The 15,344-nt window shown below is 65.2% G+C and carries 15 protein-coding genes; 6 read left to right on the plus strand and 9 right to left on the minus strand.

Annotated elements, in window-relative coordinates:
- Window positions 1–201: 201 nt before the first annotated feature.
- Entirely contained in the window at window positions 202–510 is a 309-nt protein-coding gene (locus tag HYG77_RS10115; RefSeq protein WP_159919611.1) for an ANTAR domain-containing protein, read from the plus strand.
- A gap of 202 nt (window positions 511–712) precedes the next feature.
- Window positions 713–1,081 carry a hypothetical protein gene (locus tag HYG77_RS10120; RefSeq protein WP_162603183.1) on the plus strand — a complete coding sequence of 123 codons (369 nt, stop codon included), beginning with the start codon at window positions 713–715 and terminating at the stop codon, window positions 1,079–1,081.
- A 15-nt stretch (window positions 1,082–1,096) separates the two neighbouring features.
- Here HYG77_RS10120 and purQ read toward each other — a convergent pair whose 3' ends face one another.
- Entirely contained in the window at window positions 1,097–1,774 is a 678-nt protein-coding gene (gene purQ / locus HYG77_RS10125) for a phosphoribosylformylglycinamidine synthase subunit PurQ (RefSeq protein WP_159919607.1), read from the minus strand.
- Window positions 1,771–2,010, minus strand: a complete 240-nt coding sequence (gene purS / locus HYG77_RS10130) for a phosphoribosylformylglycinamidine synthase subunit PurS (protein WP_109327158.1) — start codon at window positions 2,008–2,010, stop codon at window positions 1,771–1,773. Before purS ends, purQ begins: the two co-directional genes overlap by 4 nt.
- A 115-nt stretch (window positions 2,011–2,125) precedes the next feature.
- Between purS and HYG77_RS10135 the strand changes: the two genes are divergently transcribed.
- Window positions 2,126–2,773: an MBL fold metallo-hydrolase gene (locus HYG77_RS10135; RefSeq protein ID WP_208962573.1), complete on the plus strand. Its 648-nt coding sequence runs from the start codon at window positions 2,126–2,128 to the stop codon at window positions 2,771–2,773.
- A 50-nt stretch (window positions 2,774–2,823) separates the two neighbouring features.
- Here the strand turns inward: HYG77_RS10135 and HYG77_RS10140 are convergent, their stop codons facing one another.
- From HYG77_RS10140 to HYG77_RS10150, 3 genes are all read right to left on the minus strand, one after another.
- Entirely contained in the window at window positions 2,824–3,528 is a 705-nt protein-coding gene (locus tag HYG77_RS10140; protein WP_208962574.1) for a DUF2334 domain-containing protein, read from the minus strand.
- 96 nt (window positions 3,529–3,624) lie between these two features.
- The gene (locus HYG77_RS10145; protein ID WP_208962575.1) at window positions 3,625–4,119 is read right to left on the minus strand and encodes a glutathione peroxidase; all 495 of its coding nucleotides are present in this window, start codon (window positions 4,117–4,119) and stop codon (window positions 3,625–3,627) included.
- Between the two features lie 85 nt (window positions 4,120–4,204).
- Entirely contained in the window at window positions 4,205–5,590 is a 1,386-nt protein-coding gene (locus HYG77_RS10150) for a cation:dicarboxylase symporter family transporter (RefSeq protein ID WP_159919599.1), read from the minus strand.
- Window positions 5,591–5,749: 159 nt separating this feature from the next.
- Between HYG77_RS10150 and HYG77_RS10155 the strand changes: the two genes are divergently transcribed.
- Window positions 5,750–7,333: a sensor histidine kinase gene (locus HYG77_RS10155; protein ID WP_208962576.1), complete on the plus strand. Its 1,584-nt coding sequence runs from the start codon at window positions 5,750–5,752 to the stop codon at window positions 7,331–7,333.
- Window positions 7,330–8,019, plus strand: a complete 690-nt coding sequence (locus tag HYG77_RS10160) for a response regulator (RefSeq protein WP_109327145.1) — start codon at window positions 7,330–7,332, stop codon at window positions 8,017–8,019. The genes HYG77_RS10155 and HYG77_RS10160 overlap by 4 nt, the downstream gene beginning before the upstream one ends.
- A gap of 16 nt (window positions 8,020–8,035) precedes the next feature.
- Here HYG77_RS10160 and HYG77_RS10165 read toward each other — a convergent pair whose 3' ends face one another.
- Together HYG77_RS10165 and HYG77_RS10170 are read right to left on the minus strand one after the other, a co-directional pair.
- Window positions 8,036–9,319 (minus strand): NADH:flavin oxidoreductase/NADH oxidase family protein, encoded by a 1,284-nt coding sequence (locus HYG77_RS10165; protein WP_244373575.1) that lies wholly within the window; start codon window positions 9,317–9,319, stop codon window positions 8,036–8,038.
- Window positions 9,320–9,346: 27 nt separating this feature from the next.
- Window positions 9,347–10,912: an MFS transporter gene (locus HYG77_RS10170; RefSeq protein ID WP_109327141.1), complete on the minus strand. Its 1,566-nt coding sequence runs from the start codon at window positions 10,910–10,912 to the stop codon at window positions 9,347–9,349.
- A 225-nt stretch (window positions 10,913–11,137) separates the two neighbouring features.
- On the opposite strand from HYG77_RS10170, the gene HYG77_RS10175 reads away from it, so the two are divergent.
- Window positions 11,138–11,752 (plus strand): TetR/AcrR family transcriptional regulator, encoded by a 615-nt coding sequence (locus HYG77_RS10175; protein WP_244373577.1) that lies wholly within the window; start codon window positions 11,138–11,140, stop codon window positions 11,750–11,752.
- Here the strand turns inward: HYG77_RS10175 and HYG77_RS10180 are convergent.
- Both HYG77_RS10180 and HYG77_RS10185 read right to left on the minus strand, forming a co-directional pair.
- Window positions 11,749–13,077, minus strand: coding sequence for a M20/M25/M40 family metallo-hydrolase (locus HYG77_RS10180; protein WP_244461352.1), 1,329 nt, complete (start codon window positions 13,075–13,077; stop codon window positions 11,749–11,751). The two genes, HYG77_RS10175 and HYG77_RS10180, sit on opposite strands and share 4 nt — an antisense overlap.
- A gap of 133 nt (window positions 13,078–13,210) precedes the next feature.
- Window positions 13,211–15,343 (minus strand): S9 family peptidase, encoded by a 2,133-nt coding sequence (locus HYG77_RS10185; RefSeq protein ID WP_208962578.1) that lies wholly within the window; start codon window positions 15,341–15,343, stop codon window positions 13,211–13,213.
- Window position 15,344 lies beyond the last annotated feature (1 nt).

The raw sequence follows: 15,344 nt of genomic DNA on the forward strand, positions 1-15,344 counted from the left end.
AACCTCGACGACGCCTGCAGCGAATCGGCCGGAATGTCCGGTCGGATCCTCACACCTCTGTTCGCTGCTCGATGTACTTGTCTCCGTCCGGATTCGACCGGACATTCAGTGGGAATACTGCTATCACACGATGATTCGGCATCGAGTCGAGGCAATCCCTCGATCGGCGCTCGATTGCAACCACTTTTGAAGAGAGAACCGATGTCCCACAACGTAGTCGATCTACGATCACAGCCCCTACGACAGCAGCGCACCGAGCGTGACGTACTGGCCACGGCGGAGCACATCTTGATCGAGTGCCGCGGATACAGCGGCGACGCAGCGTTCGACGAACTGATGGATGTGGCGCGCAGGCACCACGTCGATGTTCGCCGCGCCGCCGAACGGCTCATCGATCTCGCGGCGAAGGATTCTCGTGCGGTAGCAGAGGCCAGTCGACTCCACGGCGCCGAGACGGCCGCCCTGGACGAGACCTGGGCACCCATGCTCGCCAACCGGCACGCAAGTTGAGAGAGCCGATACCGACAATGACCGGACCGAAGACGCACACCGCGCCCGCAACGGCGACCCCGGCGAAACGCAGGTCGTCGATGAGTACCGAAGAGATCAAATCACGGATCGAAGCGATGTTCGCGCAGGACGAAGCCCCGAGAACCGCAACTGACAGAGACCCGCAACTGACAGAGGGCCGCAACTGACAACGGAGGGGCGTGTGACGTCGAGAGTGAAGCATCCTGTGCGGCGGTTGTTGTTCATCGGCAACCCCACCCAGTTCATCGAGGTGATTCATTGGGCCGCGATGCGGGTGTGGGCGACCGGCCACGGGCTGGAAACCACCAGGACATTCGCCGGCGGGCCGGTGGTGTGTGCGGTCGCCACCGAAGACGTTCTCGATGGGCTCTGTCTTCCTTCAGAGGCCACCATGTTGCAGCGAGTCCGCAGAGAAGGCATTCCGTGCATCAGCGTGCACGACGCTCCCGAACGCATCAACGATGAGATCGGTGCACTGACGCCGATAACGGCCCTGCACACCGAAGCCGACGCCGAGTCGCTCATCGAGAGCGACAAGGCATCGGCGTAGGGCGAAACGTCCAGGTCAGGCGGAAATGACGCTGTCGAGGACGGAATAGAACATGCCGAGCCCATCGTCGCTGGGACCGGTGAGAGCTTCGGTGGCGTGCTCCGGGTGTGGCATCAGGCCGACGACGCGTCCGTTGGCTGAGGAGATGCCGGCGATTGCGCCCTGAGACCCGTTGGGGTTGTCGCCCGCGAACCGGAAGACGACCCGGCCTTCACCCTCGAGCTCGTCCAGTACTTTCTTGGGAGCCTGGTAACGGCCCTCGCCCGACTTCAGCGGAATGAGAATCTCGGCACCCGACTCGTAACGCGAGGTCCACGCCGTCGATGTGGATTCCACCCTGAGCCACTCGTCACGGCAGATGAAATGCAGGCCTTCGTTGCGGGTGAGTGCGCCCGGCAGCAGACCGGCCTCGCACAGCACCTGGAAACCGTTGCAGATACCGAGGACGGGCATGCCCCCCTGAGCTGCCTGAACGACCTTGCCCATGACGGGGGCGAAGCGCGCGATCGCGCCTGCTCGCAAATAGTCACCGTACGAGAACCCACCCGGGACGATGACCGCGTCGACGCCCTTGAGGTCGGCGTCTCCGTGCCAGAGGTTCACGGCCTCGCCACCGGCGAGTTTCACCGCACGGACGGCGTCGACGTCGTCGAGGGTGCCGGGGAAAGTGATGACTCCGACGCGTGCGCTCATGCTTCGACGCGCCTCACGGTCCAGTCCTCGATCACCGTGTTGGCCAGCAGGGCCTCGGCGATCTTCTCGAGCTGCGCGTCGTCGACGCTGCCGTCGACCTCGAGCTCGAAACGCTTCCCCTGGCGGACATCCGAGATTCCAGCGAACCCGAGCCGCGGCAGGGCCCCGGCAATGGCCTGCCCCTGGGGGTCGAGAATCTCGGCCTTGGGCATGACTTCGACGACGACACGGGCCACGTGCTGCTCCTCGTTAGTAGTGCGCGAGCCCAGAGTGGAACACCGGGCACTAGGGAGTTTACCGGGCCACCGGTGTGCAGCCCGCATCGGACGGAGGGCGCGCATACTCGAATCCATGCGACTGACTCACTTCGGCCACAGCTGCGTCCTCGTCGAGTTGAACGGTTCCACCATCCTGTTCGATCCGGGCAACTTCTCGCACGGATTCGAGGGTCTCACCGGGCTCGACGCGATCCTGGTCACGCATCAGCACCCCGACCATGTCGACCAGCAGCGATTGCCGGCTCTCGTCGAGGCGAACCCCGACGCAGCCCTGTACTCGGATCCACAAACCGCGGCGCAGCTCGGCGGTAGATGGACGGGGGTGCATGCCGGCGACGAGTTCGACATCGGCAACGTCCACGTCACCGGCACCGGCGGTACGCACGCCGTGATCCACCCCGACATCCCGATGATCGACAACACCGCTTACCTACTCGGCGACTCCAGCGATCCGGCACAGCTCTTGCATCCGGGCGACTCGCTGTTCGTCCCGGAACAGAAGGTCGACGTGCTGGCTCTGCCCGCCGCGGCGCCGTGGTTGAAGATATCCGAGGCGATCGACTACCTGCGCGCCGTCGCGCCGCGGGTCGCCGTACCCATTCATCAGGCGATCATCGCCGACCAGGCCACCGGCATCTTCTACGGTCGTTACACCGACATGGCACCGGCGGGAACCGAATTCCGCACCCTTCCCAGCGAATCGAGCGTCGAGGTGGCCTGACACCCCTGTGAGTACTTCTCAACCGCCCGCTGTTAAGAAGTACTCACGGGTCAGGCGGCGCCCACCCGGGGATGTCGCGGCTGCCACCGGTAGACCGTCGGCTCCGCGCCGTACTGAAGGGCCAGGTCGACGGCGTCGAGAATCGCCTGCCGCGGGCCGGGGGTACCCAGCTGCTTGGCCGTGACCGCGAGGCGGACCACTCCCCCGCGCTTCGCCGCGCGCCCCGAGCCGTGGACGAGCGCCCGACACCACCACGGCTCTGCCCGGAACCCCTCGCCGATGCCCAGTACGCGCGACCGTACGGACGACCCCCGTTCGAGGTCGTGAATAGCGGTCATGTTCGCGAGGAGGCGGAACCCCGCGGAAGGCAGGGCCGCGACGGCACCCTGCGACGCCAGCCAGCGCGGCGGGGCGAACACCCGGGTGCGCAGGCCGGTCTGCTCCATCACGCGGTCGGCGGCGATCAACCGCAGTCGGGCTTCGTGTTCGGGAAGTGCCGCGAACTCTGCGCGACGACGTTTTGTGGCGGCTTGGTCGTAGCCGTGCAGGACAACGGCGTCGCCCCGGGAACGGCGCAGACGCAGCCAGTCCTGGGTCGCCGGGTCGTTGACCAGGCGGTATTTGTCTTTCAGGCGCGGAGCGACCAGCAGCGACAGCGGCACACCCCGCGCGTCCATCTCCTCGGCGAACGCGGCGGCGAAGTCGCGCGTTTCCTGTCGAAGTCCTGACACCGACACGAGCAACTGTCCGGTCATGACTTCCAGGGTGACAGCCCAAGGTGAACGCCAGGCAAAGGTCGTGCGCCTTTCTGGTCGCCTGGGCCACCAGAAAGGCGCACGAGCCCGAAGGGCCTACTTCGGCAGGACAGCCTCGATCGCGGCCACGACCTCGGGGGCGTCGGGTTCGGTGCGCGGACGGAACCGGTTCACGACGGTGCCGTCGGGTGCGACGAGGAACTTCTCGAAGTTCCATTGCACGTCCCCCGCCTCCCCGTCGGCGTCGGCAACCTTGGTCAGCTCCTCGTACAGCGGATGACGATTGTCGCCGTTCACCTCGATCTTCTCGAGCAGGGGGAAGGTGACGCCGTACGTGGTGGAGCAGAACGTCTCGATTTCCTCGGCAGTCCCGGGCTCCTGTCCCATGAACTGGTTGCACGGAATCCCGATGACGGTGAGACCGCGGTCGGCGTAATCGGTCGCCAGCTTTTCGAGGGTCTTGTACTGGGGGGTGAGCCCACACTTGGAGGCCACGTTCACCACGAGAACTGCGCGCCCGTCGTATTCGCCGAGCGAGGTGGGCACGCCGCCCAGGGTTTTGATGGCAATGTTCTGCACAGGAGTCGTCATGACACCCAACGTAGCGACAACAAGCGCTGTGCGCCCAAGCGGAGATCCGCCCGGGCGCACAGCGCTTCCGTGTTCGTTCGTGGTGTCAGTGGGTGAGCAGCACGCGGGAGTCGTCTTCGCGGGCAGGGGTTGCCTTCTCCTGCTCGACGACCTCACCGTGACCGTCGTCGACCATGGTCTCCTCGTCGAAAGGCAGCTTCCCGTCGAGGACCTTGCGGACGCGGTCGTTGTCGACGGTGTCCGTCCACGAGCCGACGAGCAGCGTCGCGACGGCATTGCCGGAGAAGTTGGTGACTGCGCGCGCCTCGGACATGAACCGGTCGATGCCGACGATCAGTCCGACCCCGTCGAGCAATTCGGGGCGGTGGCTCTGCAGCCCACCGGCGAGGGTAGCGAGACCTGCACCGCTCACCCCGGCGGCGCCCTTGGACGCGATGATCATGAACAGCAGCAGCGACAGCTGCTCGGGAAGCGACAGCGGCTGGCCCATCGCGTCTGCGATGAAGATCGATGCCATGGTCAGGTAGATCGCGGTGCCGTCGAGGTTGAACGAGTATCCGGTCGGGACCACGACGCCGACGGTGGTGCGCTCGACGCCGATGTGCTCCATCTTCGCGATGAGGCGGGGCAGGGCCGACTCGGACGAGGACGTGGCGAAGATCAGCAGGTACTCGCGGGCCAGGTAGCGGACGAGCTTGAAGATGGACACTCCGGCGACGACGCGCAGGATCGATCCGAGAACACCGAAGACGAAGATCAGGCAGGTCAGGTAGAAGCCCAGCATCAGGGTCGCGAGCTGAACGACTGCGCCGAGTCCAGTCTGTCCGACGACGTTGGCGATGGCGCCGAAGGCACCGATCGGGGCCAGCCACAGGATCATCGACAGGATCTTGAACACGAGCTTCTGCACGTAACCGACCCCGCGCAGGATCGGCTCACCCTGCTTACCCAGCGCCTGCAGACCGAAGCCGACGAGCAGGGCCACGAAGAGGGTCTGCAGGACGTTGCCCTCGGTGAGCGCGGACAGCAGTGACGTGGGAATGATCGACCCGATGAACTCGACGGTGCCGCCTGCGCCGTGCGCCTTCTCGGCCAGCTGGGCGCCGGTTCCGGCGGTGTCTGGGCTGACGTTCAGGCCGCTACCCGGGTCGAGGAGGTTGCCCACCACCAAGCCGATGCCGAGGGCGACGGTCGACATGCCGATGAAGTAGGTGAGAGCGAGCCCGCCGACCTTGCCGACCTTGGCCGCTGCCTTCACCGACCCGATTCCCAGCACGATGGTGCAGAAGATCACCGGGCTGATCATCATCTTGATCAGGTCGACGAACATCGTGCCCAGGACACCGAGCGATTTGCCTGCCCCCGGCGCGAGCCATCCGACGAGTACGCCCGCGACCACGGCGACGATGACCCCCATGTACAACCAGTGGGTACGGTCGCGTTTCTTCGTTTTCCCTGTCGCAGTACTCATGGGGTGGTCCTCCAGTTCGAATGGCAAGCTGATCGATAAGCCGGGTAGTGACCGCGATCACGTCTTGTGGAGAATCTTGTAAGCGATCGCTCGGTTGGAGAAGTTTGTGTTCATTACGTTCAGGAGAGTGCTGTGCGACGACCACTGCCGAGACGGCCCATGAGCGTGGCGCGTCAACTGTTCCTCCTGCAGTTGGCGGTCTTGACGCTGGTGATCGCTGCGGGAACTTTGCTTGCCGTCCTCGATCAGCGACGCGACAGCGACGACAGCACCCGGCGTGCGGTGACGGCGGTGGCCACGGCGCTGGCCCTGTCCGACGGAACCGTTGCAGCGCTGCGCACTCCTGACCCCAGCGCGATTCTCCAACCGCAGACCGAACGGATCCGCACGGCCACCGGAACCGACTTCATCGTGGTGATGGCCCCGGACCGCACGCGCTTCACGCACACCAGCCCGGAGCTCATCGGTGGCACGTTCTCCGGAAACATCGAGCGTGCGCTCGCCGGGGAAACGTTCACCGAGACCTACGCCGGTTCGCTCGGTCCGTCCATCAGGGCGGTGGCCCCCATCTACGACGGCGGCCGCATCGTCGGTCTCGTCTCGGTGGGTGTCACCCGCGAGAAGATCGGCGACCAGGTGGCGAAGAGCCTGCCCACTATCTTCGCCGTCGCCGCAATCGGACTCGTGGTGTCCGCGGCCGGCTCGTTCCTGCTGAGCCGGCGGCTGCGCCGTCAGACACTCGGAATGGCGCCCGATGAACTGCGGCGTATGTACGAGCACCACGCCGCCGTTCTCCATTCGATCGGCGAGGGTCTGGTGGTTCTCGGTCGAACCGACGGCGACGACGCGACCGCCGAGGTAGTGAACGACGAGGCCCGCCGACTACTCGATCTACCCGACGGCCCGGTGCCCGTTTCCGCCCTGCCACCGTCGCTGCGTACGGCCACCGCCCCCGCCCCGTCGGACACCGGCGAGCCGCGCGACGAGATACATCTGACCACCGACCGCGTTCTCCTCGTCAGCCGTGAATCCGTCGAATGGGAGGGACAGCGCATCGGCACGGTACTGACCTTGCGTGACCGCACCGAAATGCAAAGCGTGATGGGTGAACTCGACTCGGTGCGTGGGTTCGCCGAGTCCTTGCGTTCACAGGCCCACGAGTCGGCCAACCGGCTACACACCATCATCACGATGGTGGAACTGGGCCGCTACGACGACGCGATCGCGTTCGCCACGGATGATCTGCGTCTGTCCCAGGAGCTGATCGACCGGCTGATGACGGCGGTACACGAACCGGCACTGGCAGCGCTGCTGCTCGGCAAGGTGGGCGTTGCGGCGGAACGGGGCGTCGACTTGATCGTCACCGAGGACACCGCACTGGGTCCCGTCACGCCGCTCACCGCGCGGGAACTGGTCACGCTGGTGGGTAACCTCGTGGACAATGCCATCGACGCCGCGCGCGGTTCTGCGGAGCAGACGGCCGACGGACCCTGGGTGGAAGTCACTGTATGCGAGGAGGATTCGTCGATGGTCGTGCGCGTTGCGGATAGTGGTCCGGGTATTCCCGCGGAGGTGTTCGACAAGGCCGTAACCCGTGGCTATTCCACGAAATCCGGCCAGCGCGGGCTGGGACTCGCCCTCGTCGTGCAGGTCGTGACACGCCACGGGGGAACGATCCGCACCGAACCGTCACTGGGCTCGATGATCGTCGTCGAGATACCGATCGCCGGAGCGGCTTCGTGATTCGAGTGATGATCGTCGAGGACGAGCCGCTGATCGCCGAGGCTCATCGTGCGTATGTCGAGCGGGTGCCCGGGTTCTCCGTGCATACCGTCGTCCATGACGGCAGCAGTGCGATGCGCGCCGTGGCGGAAGCCGGCAGCACCGGGGATCCGATCGACCTCGTCCTGCTGGACTTCGGTTTGCCGGATTCGAGTGGTCTCGATGTTGCGGCCGCGCTGAGCGGGATCCGGCCCAGCCCCGACGTCATCGCTGTCACCTCGGCCCGCGACCTCGAGTTGGTGCGCACCGCGGTGGCCCGCGGGATCGCGTTGTATCTGCTGAAGCCGTTCACCTTCGCCGCGTTCCGCGACAAACTCGAACGGTACCGCGAGTTCCGGGACGCACTTCCTGCTGGCAGTAACGCGTTGAGCCAGCAGGACATCGACCGGGCAATGTCTGCCCTGCGCACCTCGGATGAACGCGCGAGTTCGCCGAAAGGTGTGGCTCCGCAGACCCTCGACCACGTCTCCGCGTGCATCCGGGACGCAGCAGGACCCCTGACTGCCGCCGAGGTGGCCGCCGCGATCGGTGTGTCCCGTGTGACCGCATGGCGGTACCTCGAACGACTGGCCGACGACGGCGTCCTCGCCCGGCACACGGAGTACGGCCGGGCGGGACGACCGCAAATTCGGTACGCGTTGCGCTGAGGAAACCGTATGTCCGTCAGCCACCCCGCTTGCTGCGGAGAGCGCCGACGCCGTTCCGGTTGATCATCGACGCCGCGGTCTTCCACCACGGCCGATCGAGGTCGGGGTCCATGCCGGCACCGAGCCGCTCCAGCTGGTCGGTGTGCCATTGCAGATCCAGGGCGCCGTCCAGGGCCCGGAGGTTCGCGATCCGGGACAGTCCGCCACGCAGACCGAAAGAGACCGGGATGGCGTCGACTCGGTCGCCGCCCGCCACGAGAAGCGCCGATCCCGCGTCGGGGGTGGTCACCGTCGGACGGCCGAGGCCGATCACGTCGCACACTCCGGAATCGACGGCCCGGGCCATGGCGGAGCGTGACCGGAATCCGCCGGTGACCGCAAGCGGTACGTCACCCGCCGCCTCGCGCACCGACGCGGCGTAGTCGAGGAAATAGGCCTCCCGCTGCCTCGTACTGGTGGATACGCTCGCGTTCCGGCCCATCATGGCCGGGGATTCGTAGCTGCCGCCACTGATTTCGATCAGGTCGATTCTCTCCACGGACAGTTGCTCGACCACCGAGCGTGACTCCGTTTCGGTGAATCCGCCGCGCTGAAAATCTGCCGAGTTCAGTTTGATGCCGACAGCGAAGCTCGGTGCCACGACGGAGCGGATCCGGCGGACTATTTCGAGAACGAACCGCATCCTCCGTTCGGAGTCGCCGCCCCAGCGGTCTGTGCGCTGATTGGAGAGGGGTGAGAGGAACTGCGAGACCAGGTATCCATGTGCACCGTGTATCTCGACACCGTTGAATCCCGCCGTTTCCGCTATGCCCGCGGCCGCGGCGAAACGATCGATGATGTTCTCGATCTCCGATTCGGTCAGTGAACGTGGTGTGGTCATTCCCGGGATGTTCGACGCCACCGCCGAGGGAGCGACGGGGCGAGTGCGAGTGACGAGTGGATTTGCTTGTCGTCCGGGATGATTCAGCTGCATCCAGATGGGTGCGCCGCCGTCCTGGGTTGCCTTGGCCCATCTTTGGAGCCCGTCGAGGTCTCGGTCGTCGTCGAGGACCACATTGCCCGGTTCGCCCAGGTGGCTGCGATCGACCATGACGTTTCCGGTGACCACCAGTCCGTAGCCGCCACTGCCCCAGCGGGTGTACAGGCGTTCGAGGCGCGGGTCGGGACCGTGGTCCTTGTTCGCGAGTCCCTCACTGAGTGCCGCCTTCATCAACCGGTTGGGCAAGCGCTGACCGCAAGGAAGCTCCAGTGCGTCGATCAGGTCGGCGCTCATGTTCTTTCCCGTGGGGACGATGTTCATACGAGGTTCCTTCTGTTCGAGGCCCGACTACTTCGCGGACGGTTCTTTCCAGGCCAGCAGAACGGATTCGGCGGCCGGTTTCCACGGCAGGAAGACGGCCACCGCAACAGCGACGAGCAGCGAGACCGATACGGTGACGTAGGAGGCCAGTTGGAAGCCCTCCAGCGACGCCGCCTTCATGGCGTAGACGAGGTCGGCCTTCTGCTGCGCGAACGCGGGAACGGTGGGTCGCTTCACGATTTCGAGCACACTGATCACCGTTTCGCGCGCAAAGCTCTTCTCGTAGGGCGTCATCAGGAAGTCGGGGATGGCATCGATGCGCGGTCCGACCTTGGTCGTATACACCGAAGCGACGATCGACCCCAGTACTGCGACGCCGAGGGTGCCGCCCGCCTCACGGGTGGTGTCGTTGACAGCGGAACCGGCTCCGGCCTCCTCGAGCGGCACCGAGGACATGATCGACTCGGTGGCCGGCCCCTGCACGATGGCCAGTCCCAGCCCCATCAACACCATCGAGACGACCACCGCTCCTAGGTAGGGGGTTTCGACCTTCACCTGCCCGGCGATGAACATTCCGACACTCATGACGACGAGACCGAACACGATGACTGCGGTGGTGCCGATCCGTTGCGCGATCAGCGTGGCCAGCGGCGCGCCGACGGCGATCGCCGCGGCGAACGGCAACGAGTGGATCCCGAACTGCAGCGGCGTCAGTTCCATCACGCCCTGGAAGTACTGGGTGATCATGAAGAGGAATCCGAACATGCTGAAGTAGGCAACCGCGATCGCCAGCGCCGGTAACGAGAAACGCCGGATGCGGAAGAGCTGCATGTTGAGGACCGGGGAGTCGGTGCGCAATTCCCACCACACGAACGCCGCGAAGAACACGACCGACATCGCGTAGCCGGACAGGCTGATCGCCGAAACCCATCCTTGGTGCGGCGCTTCGATGATGGTCCATACCAACGTGGTCACACTGAGCAGCGAGAAGGCGATGCCGAGCAGGTCGAGCCTGCCGACGTGTGTGGTCTTCGACTCGGGAATCAGGAGCCGAGCGAGAACCAGCACGACCAATGCCACCGGCACGTTGATCCAGAACACCGAATGCCACGAGAAGTGCTCGAGGAGCCAGCCACCTGCGGTCGGGCCGATCGCGATCGCGATTCCCGCCATTGCCGTCCAGGCGGCGATGGCAACCGCCCGTTCCTTCACATCGGTGAAGATGTTGATGATCAGCGCGAGTGTCGCCGGGAACACCGCGGCGGCGAACACACCCATGGCGGCCCGGGCGGCGATCACCTGCCCCAGATCGGTCGCGAGGGCGCCGCCCACGGACATGACGGCGACACCAGCCAGCCCGATCATCATGACCCGCCGCCGCCCGTATCTGTCGCCGAGGTGGCCGAACGCGAGCAGCAAGCCCGCGAAGGTCAGGGTGTAGGCGTCCACCACCCACTGCAGGCCGCTGATGTCGGTATGCAACTCGACGCCGAGTGAGGGCAGCGCGACGTTGACGATGGTGTTGTCGAGAACGACGAGCAGTTCGGCCAGGCAGATGACGAGGAGCGCGAGGTAGCGCGCTCGACGACTCATGCCGCTGTCGGTAGTTCGAGGCGCGGCTGGATGAACCGCCGTGGTGTGTGGCACTGGAATCGACTCCTCGTCGCTGTTATGCGGGACTGCATATCTCCTGCGGCGAGAGTATGCGTTACGACTAGTTACAGTCAATGGGCGGTTGCCGTGTTTCCGCACGAATTTCCGCAGGGAGTTCGAGAACGACTTCCGGGAGCAGGTCGAAGAGCTATGCTGGTCGACATAATGAGTAGGCGAACGACTGCACGCGACCGGATGCTGCTGAGCGCCGTCACCCTCTTCCGCGAGCGGGGCGTGGACGCGACGTCGCTGGCCGACGTCGTCGCGCACGCAGACGCTCCCCGCGGGTCCATCTACCACCACTTTCCCGGCGGTAAGAGTCAGCTGGCCGAGGAGGCCACGCATCGGGCCGGTGGCCTGATGGGGTCGCTCATCAGCGAGAGCCTCTCGAACAAGGGCCCCGTCGAGACACTCGTCCTCATCATCGATCTGTTCCGCCGGGAACTCGTGGAGACGGATTTCTCGTCCGGGTGCCCGGTCGCCGCCGGCGCATTGTCGAGTGGCGAATGCCCCACTGCCAAGGATGCGGCGGGTGAAGCCTTCAGTTCCTGGGAGGCCACCATCGCTGCCTCACTCTGGCAGCACGGCGTACGGATGTCCCGTGCCCAATCCGTCGCCACCATGTCGATCTCCGCGATCGAAGGCGCACTCGTGCTGTCGAGAGCGCAACGCAGCACGCAGGCGCTCGATCGGGTGGCCGCCGAACTCGTGGCGATGGCCGAGGACGTGCTCGCCGACGCGACCTCGACCGGCCGGCGAGCCGACGCACCGGACCGTTAACGCCAGTCGCGGATCAGCCGGCTGAAGAACTCGATCCCGTTCCGTAACCCGGCAATCGACAGGCGTTCGTCCGTGGAATGAATGAGCGCCCGGCTCCGGGCGTCGAGCTCGAAGGGATAGAAGCGATAGACGTACTCACTGATCCGGGCCATGTGTCGGGCGTCGGTGGCGCCGACCAGGAGAAACGGTGACACGATCGCCCCGGGAAAGGTATCGGCTACCACCTGCCGGAGTCGGGCGAACACCTCGTCGTCCGTCCGCGACACCGGTGACGGTTCAGTTGCGCCGAGGATGTCGAGTTGTATGTCGTTGTCGCGGATCGTCTTCCGTATCCGTTCCACGGTGCCGTTCACGGTGTCGCCCGGCAGTATGCGGATATCGAGCACTGAACGCGCCGTCTCCGCCATCACGTTGTTGGCGACACTGCCTTCCAGGACGGTAGCGACTGCCGTGGTGCGGCACATGGCGTTCATCAGTGCACCGGCACGCGGCAGCACCCTCGCCAGCAGTGGTCCGAAGGTGTCGGTCCGGGAGAGCACCGTGCCCAGCGGACCTTTCGCATGGACGCCTACGTTGGTGAGCAGGTCGACGGTGGGTTCAGTGAGCCGGGCCGGGAACTTGTGGTGGTCGACGCGGGTGATGGCGCGGGCAAGCCGGGCGGTAGCGGTCTTCCTCCCCGGCATCGACGCGTGACCACCAGGGTCCTTCGCCGTCAACTGCAGGTCGAGGATCCCTTTTTCGGCAGTCCCCAGGACCGCGAGCGTCGCGTCGACTCCGGGGAACGCGTCGCCGGCAACTCCACCGCCCTCGTCGATGACCACACCCGGCACGATCCCCCGCTCCCGGAACGTGTGCACCACCTGTGGAATGCCGTCTCCTCCGACCTCCTCGTTGTGGCCGAAAACCAGATAGACGTCACGGGCCGGGACGACACCACTGCGCAGCAGCCCTTCGACTGCCTCGAGAATGCTGACCAGCACGCCCTTGTCGTCGATGGCACCGCGCCCCCAGACGGCGTCGTCCGCCACTACCCCGCCGAACGGTGGATGAGTCCATCCCTCGTCGTGTGCGGGCACGACGTCCTGGTGCGCCATCAGCACGATCGGCTTGTCGGGCACCCCGACATCCCAGTGGTACACGAGCGAATGCGAGGCAATGATCTCCTTGTCGAGATTCTCCCGCACCAGCGGGTACAACTCGTCGACAAGACTCCGGAAACGCGCGAAGAACGTCCAGTCCGTGTTCGCGTCGCCCCGGGTGGACACCGTGGGGACACGGAGCATCGCCGCGAAATGCTCGACCGCTCGCGCCGTGTCGATCGCCATCTCTGTCACGAGCGTCACCTCCTCGTCGCGTCGGAACCAGGATGACGATCAGCTTAAACCTGTCGCTCGAATGGCAGGCCCGAGTTCGCCCATGGTTCCGGAACGAGGACGCTCATGTCGGGCGGACCTGGTGTCAGGCCCTCCCGACGATGTGGAGCACCCAGGCGAACTCGAACGCCACTTCCTTCCACTTCTCGTAGCGCCCGCTCACGCCTCCGTGGCCCGCGCTCATCTCGGTTTTGAGAAGCAGCGGCGAGTCGCCCGTCTTGGTGGCCCGAAGCTTGGCCACCCATTTCGCCGGCTCGACGTAGAGGACCCTCGTGTCGTTGATGCTGGTGATCGCGAGGATGGCCGGATAATCCTTGGCCTCCACGTTCTCGTACGGGCTGTACGAACGCATGTACTCGTACACCTCGGGGTTCTCGAGCGGATTACCCCACTCGTCCCACTCGATCACCGTCAGCGGAAGCGACGGATCGAGGATGGAGGTGAGCGGGTCCACGAAGGGAACGTTGGCGAGGATGCCTGCGAAGAGTTCCGGAGCCAGGTTGGCCACTGCGCCCATCAGGAGACCGCCGGCACTGCCGCCGTCCGCGACGAGTTGGTTCGGAGTGGTGCGGCCGGTGTCCACGAGGTGACGTGCACAGTCGACGAAATCGGTGAAGGTGTTCTTCTTCGTCAGTGTCTTGCCGTTCTCGTACCAATGCCGGCCCATCTCGCCGCCGCCACGCACGTGTGCGACGACGAACACGACTCCCCGATCGAGGAGCGAGAGCCGTGCGACGGAGAACGCGGGATCCATGCTGGCCTCGTACGAGCCGTAGCCGTACAGGAGTGTCGGCGCCGGTTCGTCCGGGGCACCGTCGGCACGCCTCACGATCGACAGCGGAATCCGGGTACCGTCGGCGGCGATGGCCCAATCACGTTGCTGCACATAGTTGCGCGCGTCGAAGTCCCCGAGCACGGGTTGCGACTTCCGTAGCGCCAGTTCGCCCGTCGACAACACGTAGTCGTACACCTGCCCGGGCGTGATGAACGAGGTGAACGCCATCCGCAGAGTCGGCTGCTGCCATTCCGGATTGGCGCCGAGGCCCACGCTGAATAGTTCCTCGTCGAAGGCGATCTCCGTGAACTCGCCATACCCCTCCGGGCCGAGCGGCCAGATTGCCAAGCGGGTCAACGCTTCCCGCCGGTAGCTGAGCACCAGATGGTCGGCGAAGGCGTCGACCTCCTCGAGTCGTACATCCGACCGATGCGAGATCAGCGTGGTCAAGGACGTCGGATCCGACACCGGTGCCTCGGCAAGCACGAAATTCTCGGCCTTCTCACCGTCGACGACGTCGTTGTGCATGATCAGGAAACGATCTTCGCCCGCGACCACTGCATGTTCGACGCCGTATTCGACGCCTTCGCGCCGCGGAAGAATTACCCGGAACTCACCTTCAGGATTTGCCGATTCCAGGACCCGGGCTTCGCTGGTGATCTTGGAACCCACCCAGATCATCAGGTACTTCTCACTGCGGGTGGATCCGACGGAAACCCAGAACCGCTCGTCGGGCTCCCGGAAGACGGCGACGTCCTCCTCGCGGGCGGTGCCGAGCCGGTGACGCCACACGGTGTCGGGGCGCCAGGACTCGTCGACCGTGAGGTAGAAGACATGCCGGTGGTCGATCGCCCAGGTAACTCCCGGTGCGGTGCCGGTGATCTCGTCGGGCAGCAATTCGCCGGTGACGAGGTTCTTGAACCGGAGCGTGTAGCGCTCGTCGCCGACCACGTCCACCGAGTACGCGAGCAGCGTGCCGTCGTGACTGAGGGAGAAGGCTCCGACGGAGAAGAAGTCGTGACCCTCGGCCTCCGCGTTGCCGTCGAGCAGGATCTGCTCACCGGGGAGTTCGACCCCCGGGGTGAGCTCCGGCGGCGTCCAGTCGTCGGGACCCGTGATCGGTGTCCGGCACTGCACGCCGTACTGCTTACCCTCGATGGTCCGGGCGTAGTACCAGTACTCCCCCATCCGGGTGGGCACCGACATGTCGGTTTCCTGTGTCCGGGATTTGATCTCCGAAAAGATCTGGTCGCGCAAGGGAGCCAGATGGGCGGTCTCCTGCTCGGTGTACGCATTCTCGGCTTCGAGGTAGGCGATCACCTCCGCGTCTTCCTTGTCGCGCAACCATTCGTACTCGTCGACGAAGGTGTGTCCGTGATGGACCCGCTCGGTGGGAACCTTCTTGGCAACGGGCGGGGTCAGAATCTTGTTCTCGGTGGTCATC

The sequence above is a fragment of the Rhodococcus sp. ZPP genome, assembly GCF_017656075.1.
GTDB lineage: Bacteria > Actinomycetota > Actinomycetes > Mycobacteriales > Mycobacteriaceae > Rhodococcus_F > Rhodococcus_F oxybenzonivorans.

What these genes read in the sequence shown, in the direction of transcription:
- HYG77_RS10115 (WP_159919611.1), top strand. Translation starts at nt 202, where the DNA reads ATGTCCCACAACGTAGTCGATCTACGATCACAGCCCCTACGACAGCAG.
- purQ (WP_159919607.1), bottom strand. Translation starts at nt 1,774, where the DNA reads ATGAGCGCACGCGTCGGAGTCATCACTTTCCCCGGCACCCTCGACGAC.
- HYG77_RS10135 (WP_208962573.1), top strand. Translation starts at nt 2,126, where the DNA reads ATGCGACTGACTCACTTCGGCCACAGCTGCGTCCTCGTCGAGTTGAAC.
- HYG77_RS10140 (WP_208962574.1), bottom strand. Translation starts at nt 3,528, where the DNA reads ATGACCGGACAGTTGCTCGTGTCGGTGTCAGGACTTCGACAGGAAACG.
- HYG77_RS10145 (WP_208962575.1), bottom strand. Translation starts at nt 4,119, where the DNA reads ATGACGACTCCTGTGCAGAACATTGCCATCAAAACCCTGGGCGGCGTG.
- HYG77_RS10150 (WP_159919599.1), bottom strand. Translation starts at nt 5,590, where the DNA reads ATGAGTACTGCGACAGGGAAAACGAAGAAACGCGACCGTACCCACTGG.
- HYG77_RS10155 (WP_208962576.1), top strand. Translation starts at nt 5,750, where the DNA reads ATGAGCGTGGCGCGTCAACTGTTCCTCCTGCAGTTGGCGGTCTTGACG.
- HYG77_RS10165 (WP_244373575.1), bottom strand. Translation starts at nt 9,319, where the DNA reads ATGAACATCGTCCCCACGGGAAAGAACATGAGCGCCGACCTGATCGAC.
- HYG77_RS10170 (WP_109327141.1), bottom strand. Translation starts at nt 10,912, where the DNA reads ATGAGTCGTCGAGCGCGCTACCTCGCGCTCCTCGTCATCTGCCTGGCC.
- HYG77_RS10175 (WP_244373577.1), top strand. Translation starts at nt 11,138, where the DNA reads ATGAGTAGGCGAACGACTGCACGCGACCGGATGCTGCTGAGCGCCGTC.
- HYG77_RS10180 (WP_244461352.1), bottom strand. Translation starts at nt 13,077, where the DNA reads ATGGCGATCGACACGGCGCGAGCGGTCGAGCATTTCGCGGCGATGCTC.
- HYG77_RS10185 (WP_208962578.1), bottom strand. Translation starts at nt 15,343, where the DNA reads ATGACCACCGAGAACAAGATTCTGACCCCGCCCGTTGCCAAGAAGGTT.